Genomic DNA, 14193 nt, shown 5'->3' on the forward strand with positions numbered 1-14193 from the left:
AACGACATCGGACTCCGACACCACAACCGGCGACAAATCCAACCGCACCCGATCCGCCGACAACACCTCCTGGAAGCCGACACCGTCGACCTCCGGATACACCGTCCGCAAAATCTCATGCCGCGCAACAACATCCGACACAGCAGCATCCAACGCCGCCACATCCAACAACCCCGACAACCGAATCGCCACCGGAATATTGTTCGCCGACGACGTCGTATCGAAACGGTTCAAGAACCACATCCGCTGCTGCGCCAACGACAACGGCACCCGCTCCGGACGCACCCGAGCCGTCAACGCCGCCCGCGCACCCGAACCGATCTCCGACTCCATCCGTGCGGCCAACAACTCCACCGACGACGCCTCGAACAACACCCGCACCGGAACCTGCGCATCGAGCGCCTGCCCCAACCGCGCTGCCATTCGAGTAGCAATCAAAGAGTTTCCGCCGAGTGCGAAGAAATCGTCATCCAGACCCACTCGCTCGACCCCGAGTACCGCCGAGAAAACAGAAGCGACAATTTGTTCTACCGGCGTGACCGGGGCCCGGAACACCGCAACCTCGAACACCGGCTCCGGCAACAACTTCCGATCCAACTTCCCAGAGGAATTCAGAGGCAACTCGTCCAAGACCATGATCGCGTTCGGAATCATGTAGACAGGTAGCGATTCAGGAAGCGCATTCCTCAGGACTTCTACGTCGATCACAGAATCCGGGACAGCGATCACATATGCGACCAGCTGATCGCCCATATCGGTGGATGCCACAGTGACCACGCACTGAGCTACCGTCGAATGCGCCAGCAGAGCTGACTCGATCTCACCCAGCTCGATCCTCTGACCACGGAATTTGACCTGAAAATCGGTACGCCCGACATACTCGAGTTCGCCTGCGGTGTTCCACCACACCAGGTCCCCGGTGCGATACATCCGACTGCCACCGGGATTGATTTCACCGTTCGTGTCGCTCGCCTCCACAAATGGGTTCGCGACAAAGCGATCACTGGTGAGATCGGGTCGCGCGACATAACCGCGCGCAAGTTGATCACCGGCCAGATACAGCTCACCTGCAACGCCTACCGGCACCGGATGCAACCGACTATCCAACACGTAGACCTGCGAGTTCCACTCTGGCACACCGATCGGAGTACCTGTCGACTCCGATCCGTCGACCTCGTAGTAGGTGATCGAGACCGCAGCCTCGGTAGGGCCGTACACATTGTGCAAACCTGCAGAGGACACCCGAGCGAATGCACGCACCGTCTCGAGCGGCAATGCCTCACCGATCACGAATACGTCCCTCAGCGACACCAATGCGTGTTCCGGAACCGACGTCGCGAAGACGGTCAACATCGACGGAACGAAGTCCGTCAACGTCACCCGATGATCTTCGATCAGACCAGCCAGATACGCGGGATCTCGATGTCCGTCGTGAGATGCCAGCACCACTCTCGTACCGGACAGAAGCGCGGTGAAGTATCCCCACAACGAGACGTCGAATGTCGTTGCAGTCTTTTGCAGATAGACATCTTCTGTGCCGATGGCGTACTGATCCTGCATCCACAGGACCTGGTTCACGATGGCGTGATGCGAGACCGCAACGCCCTTGGGCTTGCCCGTGGAACCCGAGGTGAAGATCACGTAGGCGGCATTCACATCACGCAGTCGACCACGACGATCAGCATCGGAAACGACGGAAGGCGAATAGCTCGAGAGGTCAGCAGCATCGATCAACAGCACGTCGGCGCCGTTCGGCGCTACGAAAGCGTCCCTCGTCGTCGACAGCACACAGACTGGATCGGCCGTCGTGAGGATGTGCCCGATCCGCTCGGCGGGGTGATCGGGATCCAATGGCACGTAGGCTCCGCCCGCGGCGATCACCGCGTACATACCCACTACGAGATCGAGCGACCGACGCATCGCCAAGGCCACCAACGACTCGGGCCCAACACCATCGTCGATCAGCTTGCGTGCCAATTTGTTCACACGATCGGACACCTCGCCATAGGTCAGCGACTGGCCGTCGAACACCACGGCAACAGCATCGGGCGCCAACGCAACGCGAGTGTCGAACAGCGAAGCCAATGTCTCACTGTTCCCGACGTCACGTGCGGTGGAGTTGCGCGCAGTCAACAGCGACTCGCGCTCGGTCTCCTCCAACAGATCGATGTCACCCACAGTGATCGACGGATCCACGACCACCTGCTCGAGGATCCTGGTGAACCGATCGGCGAATCCACGAATCGTCGACTCGTCGAACAGATCTGTGGCGTATGCGAACTCGGCGAACATGCCGTCTTCGAGCGCATCTTCGACACGGGGAGCGAGAGTAAGTTGAAGATCGAATTTCGCGATACCGGCATCGAACTCGAGGCCCGACACCTCCAACCCCGAAAGCTCCAACGCATCCTGGGACATGTTCTGAAAGAACAGCGCGACCTGGAACAGCGGGTGATGTGCCTGCGATCGGGTGGGGTCCAGTACCTCGACCAATCGCTCGAACGGAACATCGCCGTTGCCGAGCGCCTGAAGGTCCGTCCTCCGCGTTGCCGAGACGAGTGCACTGAACGGACTGGCGAGGTCGACAGGAGTCCGCAGGACCAGCGTATTCACGAACATACCGATCACATCGTCGAGCGCCTTTTCGCCTCGCCCGGCAACCGGAGTACCGATCACGATGTCACTGGTACCGGACAACCTTGCGAGAAGCACGGCGAGGGCCGAATGCATCACCATGAACAGCGACGCGTTCCGCTCGCGTGCGAGTGAGTCCAAGCTCGACCGAAGCTCTTCGCTGACGGAGAAGCGGTACGTAGCGCCACGATTCGAGGCGACGACCGGGCGGGGGCGGTCAGCTGGTAACGCAAGCACTTCCGGAGAATCACGGAGGACGGAGCGCCAGTGGTCCAGCTGAGCCGAGATCAACGAATTCGGGTCGTCCTCGTCGCCGAGGACCTCCCGCTGCCAGAGGGCATAATCGGCGTACTGCACCTCGAGCGGAGTCCAATTCGGAACGCCGTTCGAAACCCGAGCGGCGTAGGCAACCATGACATCCCGAGTCAGCGGACGCATCGAGAACCCGTCCGCTGCGATGTGATGCACAACGAAGGCCAGAACGTACGAATTCTCAGCAAGTTCGAACAACCCGACGCGAACCGGAACGGTTGACGTCACGTCGAAACCCTGGAGCGCGAAACTCAGAAGTTCGTTGTGAACGCGTGAGGCGTCGATGACCTTCGGTGTCAGTTCAACCGGCACCTCGGACGACGGGAGGACTACCTGCTGCCCTTGCCCACCTTGCTCCGGGTAGACGGTCCGGAGCGATTCGTGGCGTTCGATTACATCCGAAATCGCATGACTCAGCGCCGAAACATTCAGGGCGCCTTTGATATTCAAGGCGATCGGAATGTTATTGACGGCAGAATCAGGATCGAAGCGGCTGAGGAACCACATTCGCTGCTGAGCTAGTGAGAGTGGGATCAACGCCGGCCGTGGGCGGGCCACGAGCGCGGCCCTCCCTCCTGCCCCTGCGATCAACTCAACCTGCGCTGCCAAACCTTCGACGGTCGAAGCCTCGAACAACACTCTCACCGGAACCTGAGTGTCGAGCGCTTGACCTACGCGAGCCACCAACTGCGTTGCGACCAAAGAGTTTCCGCCGAGCTCGAAGAAGTCGTCATCCAGACCGACCTGTTCCAACCGGAGAACATCTCCGAAGACGCCGGCCACAGCGATTTCGGCGACACTCGACGGTGCCCGAAACTCGCGCGCCACGAACACCGGATCCGGAAGAAGTTTCCGATCCAACTTCCCCGACACACCCAACGGCAACTCATCCAGCACCATCACCACCGCCGGCACCATGTAACCCGGCAGCCGACCCGCAACAACTCTCTTCAACTCGTCAACGTCCACCACACCACCAGCGGCCGTAACGTACGCAACCAACACATCCTCACGCACAACCACAACTACCGACGACACCGACTCGTGCTCACGAATCACCGACTCGATCTCACCGAGCTCGATCCGCAAACCGTGCAACTTCACCTGAAAGTCACTACGACCGATGTACTCCAACTCGCCCGACGCAGTCCACCGCACCACATCACCCGAGCGATACATCCGCCCACCATCACCCGAGAACGGATTCGCCACAAATCGATCCGACGACAAATCCGGCCGACCCACATATCCACGAGCCAGCTGAACACCCGCCAGATACAGCTCACCCGCAACACCTACCGGCACCGGACTCAATCGAGAGTCCAGAACAAACACCTGCGTATTCCATACCGGAGCACCGATCGGCACCCCCAGAACATCCGCCGGCACCACCTCGTGGAACGTCACATCCACCGCAGCCTCGGTCGGACCATACAAATTGTGCACCCCGACACCCGGCAACACAGCCCACACGTCGGCAACAACACTCGCCGGCAACGCCTCACCTGACGCGAACACCCGAGTCAACGAAACACACCCAGCCACAGACGAATCCGTCACGAAAACCTCGAGCATCGACGGCACGAAATGCACCGTCGTCACACCCTCCCCCACAATGACCGACGTCAAATACCGCGGATCACGATGCCCATCCGGCACGGCCACCACCAACCGAGCACCAACCTGCAACGGCCAGAACAACTCCCACACCGACACATCGAACGTGAACGGCGTCTTCTGCAACACCACATCCGACGAATCCAACCCGTACTCGTCCTGCATCCACGCCAACCGATTCACAATCGCCGCATGCGAAACCGACACGCCCTTCGGACGCCCCGTCGACCCCGACGTGAAAATCACATACGCCGCATTCCCCGACAGCAAAGGCGAGACCCGATCAATATCCGAAACAGGGTTATCCGAAAAACCAGACACATCAACAACATCAACCTCGACCACCGGCACCACACCGGCATCGAATCCAACGTCAGAGGTACTGATCACGCATACCGGCGACGCCGACTCCAACACGTACGCATTGCGCTCCGCAGGCTGATCCGGATCTACCGGAACATACCCACCGCCAGCCTTGAGCACGCCGTAAACCGCAACCAACAAATCAACCGACCGACGTACCGCAACACCCACCAACGACTCCGGCCCCACACCCACCGAAACCAGGTACCGGGCAAGACGATTCACCCGCGAATCGAACTCCGCATATGACAGCGAAACACCCTCGAACGACACAGCTACCGCATCCGGCGACGCCTCCACCTGAGCATCGAACACGTCCACCAACGACACATCCGCAACCTCATGCGCAGTGCCATTCCACGACTCGAGCACCAAAGATCGCTCACCCGAATCGAACATATCCACATCGCCAACCCGCACCGAGGGATCGGCAACCATTGCTTCGAGAACTGAAATCAACCGCTTTCCGATTGATTTGGCAGACGACTCGTCGAACAGGTCGGTCGCATAGACCAGTGCGACGGTCAAACCACCGACCTTGTCCGCGGTGTCCGATTCCCACACAGTGAATTGGAGGTCGAACTTCGCGGCCGACGACTCTACGTCCAGTCCGGAAATGCGCAGTCCCGGAACCTCCAGACTTTGCTGCATGCTCTGTCCCAAGTTCTGCAGCGAGAGCATCACCTGGAACAACGGGTTCCGTGCCTGAGACCGGGCGGGGTTGAGTACCTCCACCAGTCGTTCGAATGGCACATCGGCGTGCCCGAAGCCGCTGAGGTCGGATTCGCGCGCCCGCGAAATCATGTCCCGTGCCGAAGCTTCGAGATCAACCTCCGTGCGGAGGACGAGTGTGTTGACGAACATTCCGATCAGGTCGTCGAGAGCTTGATCGCCTCGACCGGCGACCGGTGTGCCGATCACGATGTCCGAAGTCCCGGACAACCGCGCCAGCAGAATCGCCACGGCACTGTGCAACACCATGAACAGGGATGCGTTGTTGTCCAGCGCAATTCGATTGAGAGCCTGGTGAAGGTCAGGCTCGATCGTGAATGTGTGCCCGGCTCCCCGGTTCGACGCGACGCGCGGGCGCGGGCGGTCCGACGGAAGATCGAGCTGATCGGGGATACCGGCCAACGCGTGGCGCCAGTAGTCGACCTGGCGAGTGATCAGAGAATCCGGGTCGTCCTCACTGCCGAGAACTTCGCGCTGCCACAGTGCAAAGTCGGCGAACTGTACGGGCAGCGGAGCCAGATCATGCGCAATTCCCTGTGTCCGAGACACATAGGACGAAACGATGTCCTTGGTCAACGGTCCCATGGAGAACCCGTCACCGCTGATGTGATGGACGACGAACACGAGGACAAATTCGTCGGCGGTGGGTTGGAAGAGTGCCGCCCGAATCGGAACCTCGGTGGTCACGTCGAACCCCGGGGTAACGAAGTCGGTCACGCGCTCGACGATCGCCGACTCGTCTACCCGTATGGGAGTCAGGTTCGGTACCACGGCTGCAAGGTCGACCAAGCGCTGATATCCGACGCCGTCGACCTCCGGGTACACGGTTCGAAGGATCTCGTGCCGCTCGATCAAATCTTCGAGCGCGCCCTGCAAGGCATCGACATCGAGCGCTCCGCTGAGACGCAGCGCGACCGGAATGTGGTCGACTGCCGATTCTGGTTCGAATCGGTTGAGGAACCACATGCGCTGCTGCGCCAAAGACAGCGGAACCAACTCGGGGCGCTCGCGAGGGATCAGGGGAACGTGAGCCTTGCGGTCTTCTGAGATTTTCGCTTCGTCGATGAAGACGGCAAGTTCTGCGGCGGTGGGTGCGTCGAAGAAGTTGCGCATGTCGATGGAGATGCCGTGTTCGGCATTGATCCGCGCAACCACGCGAGTGGCGAGCAACGAGTTGCCGCCCAGCTCGAAGAAGCCGTCGTCTGCCCCTACCCGATCCTGCCCGAGTAGATCGGCAAAGATCGCGACCACGCCGGCTTCGGTGGGTGTCGCAGGCTCGCGGTACTCGACCGTCTTCGACACGAATTCGGGTGCGGGCAAGGCTTTTCGATCCAGCTTGCCGCTGGCATTGAGCGGAAACTCGTCCAGTTCGACGAACATGGCAGGGACCATGTAGTCGGGTAGCCGTTCACCCAGCGACGACGTCAGAATCTCTGAATCGATGCCCTCGCCGACGATGTACGCGACCAAGTTGTCACCGATCGTTTCGTCCGAATGGACGATCACCACGGCTTGGGAAACACCTTCACAATCGAGCAGTGCCGCCTCGATCTCACCGAGTTCGATGCGCAGACCGCGGAGCTTGACCTGAAAGTCAGTGCGACCGATGTATTCGAGCTGGCGGTTCGCTCCGACGCCGCGCCAACGCACCAGGTCTCCGGTTCGATACATCCGCGATCCGTCGGTAGTGCCCGGCCGAGCCACGAAACGGTCTGCCGTGAGATCGGGACGCGACACGTATCCCCTGGCCAGCTGAATCCCGGCAAGATAGAGCTCTCCTGCCACTCCTGAAGGCGACGGCCGGAGCGCGTCGTCGAGCACCAGGAGTTCGGTGTCTGCCACGGCCGCGCCGATCGGCACGGACACCTGATCTCGCTCACCGGTTTCGTAATAAGTCACGTCGACGGCAGCCTCGGTCGGGCCGTACAGATTGTGGAGTCCAGCACTGCTGACCTCGCGCAGACGTGCCGCGGTTCGAGCCGGCAACGCCTCACCGGAAGCGAACACGTAGCGAAGGGTTTTGACCTGCGCAACAAGGGGTTCGGCGACGAACACGGCGAGCATCGACGGCACGAAGTGCACCGCCGTCACTCCGCGCTCGATCATCGTGCGAGCCACGTACACCGGATCACGATGTCCGTCGGGTTCCGCGATCACCAGCGATGCACCGACCTGCAGCGGCCAGAAGAACTCCCACACGGACACATCGAAAGTGAAGGGCGTCTTCTGCAAGATCACGTCGTCGGCAGTGAATCCGTACTCGGTCTGACGCCATTGCAGGTTCGCGACGATGGCACGGTGAGAGACTGCAACGCCTTTGGGGCGTCCGGTCGATCCGGACGTGAAGATGACATACGCAGTGTTGTCCGCGCGCAGCGGCGCCAACCGGTCGGCGTCGGTGACAGTTGTCTCGGCACGACCCGACAAGTCGAGGGTGTCGACGTCGAGCGTGGGCGTACCGTGCGGCAGCACCACGGCATCGGACGTACGTGTGAGCACAGCCGTGGGCTTCGCGATCTCGAGTACGTAAGCGAGACGGTCGGCAGGATGATCCGGGTCGAGTGGAACGTACGCGCCGCCGGCCTTGACGATCGCGTACATCGAGACGAGGAGATCGATCGATCGACGCATCGCGAGACCGACGAGGCTGTCCGGTCCGACACCTGCCGCGACGAGTTCACGGGCCAGGCGGTTCGCTCGCGCGTCGAACTGCGCGTAAGTGAGCCGCGTTCCGGCGTAATCCAGCGCGAGCGCATCCGGCGTCCGCTCGACCTGCTCGTCGAAGAGTCCGGCTAGGGTCACGTGTGCGTCGGCCTCGGACGCGACCTCGACGATCGAAGTGCCGTCGGCGATGAGCCGGTCGACCACCGCGCCGAGACCGTCGGCCTCGCTGGCGATCAGCTCCGGCAGCACCGTGGAAACGACAACAGGAACCAGGGCATCCGCCCCCAATGCCCCACCCATCGCGGTGTCGAGAGTGACCAACTCGTCATTGAGTCGTCCGTAGCTGATTTCGGTTCCACCGTGGCTCAGGGCCACACGATCAGGATCTACCGCCGCAACTGCAGCTACCAACTTCGGCAGATCTTCGATCGTCAGCGACTGCGGTCCCGGAATACCGACGGACATCTACACTTCCTCCAACTGACTTTCGTGAAGTGCGCCCCGGCCGAGCACAGCGTTCTGCTCGGCCGGAGGCGTTCACTGGGCAAATACTGAATGTTACCCGGCCGTACCCCCACGGCCCGCTGACACCGACTGTGCGTCAGCTATCACCGAGCTCACAAGTGTGGCGAGACCGTCGACGCCAAGTGCCGGCAGGATGCCCGGAACAAGGCCGGCGAGCGACACCGAAACCAGTGCATCGGGAGCCAGAGCAGCGCCCATGGCGGTACGCATGGCAACGAGTTTGGTCGACAACTCACCGAAGGTGACCGCCTGATCACCGTGGGTGAACGCAATTGCCTCAGGATCGGCGGCCGCCGCCGCGGCTGCCAGTTCGGGCAGATCTGCCGCGGACTTCGGCTCGGCAGCGCTCGCTTCCTCGCGTTCCTGATCGGTCACGATGTCGATCGTACGAATCACGACCCCGGGATCGGTCACCAGTTCTTCGAGCACCCGCCCGAATCGCGCCGCGAAAAGAGCGATGGTCGATTCGTCGAACAGGTCGGTCGCATAGGTGAAACGCATCCTCAGCCCGGACAGCACCCCGGCATCGTCGAATTGCTCGATACCGGTGAGCTGCAGATCGAACATCGCCTGATCGAAACCGCTGTCGACCGCAGAGAGTTCCAGGCCTGGGAGTTGGAACGTACCAAGAGCCATGTTCTGGAATGTGAGCATGACCTGGAAGAGCGGCGAGTATGCGTGAGAGCGCTCTCGCCCCAGTTCGTCGACCAACCGCTCGAACGGTACGTCGGCATTGGCGAATGCCGACAAGTCCTTGTCCTTCACTTGCCCCAGAAGGTCGACGAAAGTCGAAGCAGGAGCGATCTCCGTTCGCAGGACCAAGGTGTTGACGAACATCCCGACAAGATCGTCGAGAGCCCGCTCACCTCGACCCGCGATCGGCGTACCGATTGCGATGTCGTTCGATCCACTCATCTTCGCCAGCAGCACGGCCAGGGCAGTGTGAACCACCATGAAGACTGTCGAGTTCTGCTCCCGTGCGATCGTCGCGAGCCGGTCCGTGGTCTCGGAATCGACGGCAAACTCGAATTCCGCACCGCGCATGCTCGCGCGCGCCGGCCGCGGCCGGTCGGTCGGCAGTTCCAGAAGCTCCGGAGTGCCCTTGAGCTCGTTCACCCAGTACGCGAGTTGACGGCCCAGCTGACTGTCCGCGTCCTCCGGCGATCCGAGGACATCACGCTGCCACAGCGTGTAGTCGGCGTACTGCACCTCGAGCGGAGCCCACTCCGGCGTCTCCCCGCCGGTACGTGCGGTGTACGCAACCATGGTGTCTCTGATCAACGGAGCCATCGAGAAGCCGTCACCGCTGATGTGGTGAATGACAACGACGAGGACCCGCTCGGATTCGTCGACCTCGAAGAGACGGATTCGCAACGGAACGGCTGTCGTGACATCGAAGCCCTCGCGAACTGTGTCAGCCACCTGCTCGGCGACCGACGCTTCGTCGGTTGCGATCACTTCCAGTCCCACCGTCGCTGCGGAGCGAGGCAGGATCATCTGAACCGGTCCGTTGCCCTGGTCCGGGTATACCGTCCGGAGCACTTCGTGACGCTCGATCAGATCCGACACCGCGGAGTGAAGTGCGTCGACATCGAGAGCGCCGGACAGCCGGATCGCGACCGGGATGTTGTACGCACCCGAGGTCTTGTCGAACTGATTGAGTACCCACATACGTTGCTGCGCCAACGACAGCGGGATCTCGTGCGGACGCACCTGGGCCACCAACGGTGGGCGGCCACCCGATCCCGCGTGTTCGAGAACCCTCGACGCCAATGCCCCGACAGTCGAGGCCTCGAAGATCACACGGACCGGAATCTGCGCGTCCAACGCCTCACCCAGCCTCGACACGACCTGCGTCGCGACGAGAGAGTTTCCGCCGAGCTCGAAGAAGTCGTCGTCGAGTCCGACCCTCGCCACACCGAGTACGTCAGCGAACACACCCGCCACGATCTCTTCTACGGGGTTGGTCGGCGCACGGAATTCGGTCGCCTCGAATTCGGGGTCGGGCAGGGCTTTGCGATCGACCTTGCCGTTGATGTTGAGCGGTAGTTCGTCCAAGACCATCAATGCCGCCGGCACCATGTAACTCGGCAACTCAGCCACAAGAGTCCGCTTCAAGGTTTCGACATCGATGCTTTCCCCGCTTTGAGGAACGACGTAGCCGACAAGTCGATCACCGGTACGCGCATCCGACTTGGCCACCACCACAGCGGAGTCCACGCTGGCCTGCTTGCGAAGAAGCGCTTCGATCTCACCGAGTTCGATGCGGTAGCCACGGATCTTGACCTGGAAGTCGGCGCGCTCCACGTAGTCGAGTTCGCCGTTCTGCGTCCACCGGACGAGGTCGCCCGTGCGGTACAACCGCGAACCCGCGTCACCGAAGACGTTGGCCACAAATCGTTCCGACGTCAGATCCGCGCGCCCGTGATAGCCGCGAGCAAGCTGGGCACCGGCGAGGTAAAGCTCCCCGGTGACTCCGACGGGGACCGGATGCAAACGCGTGTCGAGCACGAACACCTGCGTGTTCCATTCGGGGGCACCGATCGGCACCGACGTCGTATCGTCCGAACCGACGACGTGCGCTGTCACTGAGACCGCGGCCTCGGTCGGACCGTACAGATTCACCAACTGCGCGTCGCTGAGTTCTGCAAACTCGGTGGCCGTCGCGGCCGGCAACGCTTCACCGATCGCGAGCACCTGACGAAGCGATTCCGGAAGACCATTTTCCGACGCCGACTGCAACATCGCGAGCATCGACGGCACCACGTGGAGCGTCGTGACCTTCTCCCGCGTCATCAGGTCGAGCAGGTAGCTCGGGTCCTTGTGACCTTCAGGTTCGGCGATCACCAGTCGTGCACCGGAAGTCAGTGCCGACCAGAACTCCCAGACCGAGAGGTCGAAGGTTGCCGCCGTCTTGAGCACCATCGCATCGGATCGGTCCAGGCCGTACTGATCGCGCTTCCAGAGAATCTGGTTGACCACCGCCCGATGCGAGATCGCGACGCCCTTCGGCCGCCCCGTCGATCCCGACGTGAAGATCACATAGGCGGTGTTGTCCGCTCGCAGTGGAGCACTGCGATCCCCATCGGTAACCATCGCGTCCGCGTAGGACGCGAGATCGATCGTGTCCATCTCGATCACAGAATCACCGAACGCCGGATTCTTCGCAGTGGTCGAGGTAGTGAGGACGCAGACCGGATCTGCCATGGTCAACACGTACTCGATGCGATCGGCCGGGTGGTTCGGATCGATCGGTACGTATCCACCACCTGCCTTCACCACCGCGTACATGGCGACCAACAGTTCGACCGATCGCTCGATTGCCAACGCGACCAACGACTCAGGACCGACACCGGTTGCAATCAGATGGCGTGCGAGACGGTTGACACGTGCATCGAACTCGGCGTAGGTCAGCGACGTGTTCCCGGCGACCAATGCCACCGCACCTGGGTTCGAACCGACCTGCTCGTCGAACAGTTCGACCAGAGTGGCTCCCGGGACGGGGTGATCGGTGTCGTTCCAGCGGTTCAGGATCCGGTCGCTCTCGGACGAATCCATCAGCGCGAAGTCGCCTACGGTCAACGACGGATCCGACGCGATCTCCCCGAGCAATCGCACGAATCGATCGGCGAAGTCCTGCACGGTCGACTCGTCGAACAGATCATGCGCGTAGCTGAACATCGACGTGATGCCGGCTGCAGATCCGTTGGCGTCGTAACGATCACTGACGATCAACTGAAGATCGAACTGCGCGACCCCATTGTCGATATCGACGCCCTTGACGGTGAGTCCCGGAAGCTCAAGCCCTCCGGTTTCCATGTTCTGGAACAGGAAGCCGACCTGATAGAGCGGATGACGAGCGGTCGAACGCGGAGGGTTGAGCACCTCCACGAGTCGCTCGAACGGAACGTCCGAATGTGCGAACGCTTGAAGGTCGGTCTCCCTGACACGTCCGAGCAGGTCGAGGAACGGCGCACCGCTGTCGATCTGCGTACGGAACACCAAGGTGTTCACGAACATGCCGATGAGATCGTCGAGTGCCCGCTCACCGCGTCCGGCAATGGGCGTACCCACCGCGATGTCCTCGGTTCCGGACAGTCGAGCCAACAGCATCGCGAACGCAGTGTGCGTGAGCATGAACAACGTCGAATTGTTTGCCCTGGCAAGACCGCTCAGCCGAGCATGCAACTCTGCATCGATATCGAAGTGCAGGTAACCGCCGCGGAAGGACTGCGTCGCGGGGCGCGGCCGGTCAGCTGGAAGTGCAAGCTGATCAGGCAGCCCGGCGAGAGCATCGCTCCAGTACGCAATCTGCTGCGAAGCGATAGATCCCGGGTCTTCCTCACGGCCCAGCACCTCTCGCTGCCACAGGCTGTAGTCGGCGTACTGAACGTCGAGAGGAGCCCAGGACGGTGTGTACCCGGCAACCCGCGAGGCGTATGCGGTCACGACATCTCGAGCGAACGGTGCCATCGAGGAACCGTCGGCGGAAATATGATGAATCGCGACACCGAGTACGTATTCGTCGGAAGCCAACTGGAACAACCGGATACGAATCGGGATCTCGCGTGTGACGTCGAAGCGCGTCGACGCCAGCGCGACCAGCTCACCTTCGAGTTCGTCCACGCCGGTCGGTTCTGCGACGATTTCGTCCGACCAACTCGACACGGGCTTGACGACCTGCACCGGACCGTCTCCGATTTCCGGGTAGACGGTTCGAAGTGATTCGTGCCGCCCGATCACATCAGAGATGGCCGCGCTCAGCGCCGAGACATCGAGATCACCCTGAAGGCGCAGCGCCATCGGGATGTTGTATGCAGCAGCGCTCCCGTCGAATCGGTTGAGGAACCACATACGCTGCTGCGCCAACGAAAGCGGAATCCGCTCTGGCCGTTCGACAGCGGTCAGCGCGACTCGCCCACCCGAACCGGTCCGGCTTTCGGCATGTGCCGCGAGATCCTGCACCGTGGACGCTTCGAACAGAACTCGAACCGAAAGTTCGGTATCGAGAGCATCGGCGATTCGCTTGATCGTGCGAGTGGCGTTGAGGGAGTTGCCGCCGAGCTCGAAGAAATCGTCATCGAGACCCACCCGATCAACACCCAACACCTCAGCGAACACCGACGCGACGATCTCCTCCACCGCCGTCACCGGAGCCCTGAACACCGCGGCCTCGAACACCGGCTCCGGCAACAACTTCCGATCCAACTTCCCCGAAGCATTGAGCGGAAACGCATCCAACACCACAAACTGCGACGGCACCATATACGACGCCAACACCGTACGCAGCGAATACGTAAGCGCCACCACATCACCCACCGCACCCGACGCCGGCACCACATACCC

At 61.4% G+C, this 14193-nt stretch carries 2 protein-coding genes; both read right to left on the bottom strand.

Features of this window, described 5'->3' with window-relative positions; translation table 11 throughout:
- Window positions 1–8787: non-ribosomal peptide synthetase (locus FEZ59_RS29665; protein ID WP_172933567.1), on the bottom strand; the 8787-nt coding region annotated here is incomplete at its 3' end.
- A gap of 93 nt (window positions 8788–8880) precedes the next feature.
- On the bottom strand, window positions 8881–14166 hold the full coding sequence (locus tag FEZ59_RS29670; RefSeq protein ID WP_346343264.1) for an amino acid adenylation domain-containing protein: 5286 nt from the start codon (window positions 14164–14166) through the stop codon (window positions 8881–8883).
- Window positions 14167–14193 lie beyond the last annotated feature (27 nt).

The organism is Rhodococcus sp. MS13, from assembly GCF_013277835.1.
GTDB lineage: Bacteria > Actinomycetota > Actinomycetes > Mycobacteriales > Mycobacteriaceae > Rhodococcus_F > Rhodococcus_F erythropolis.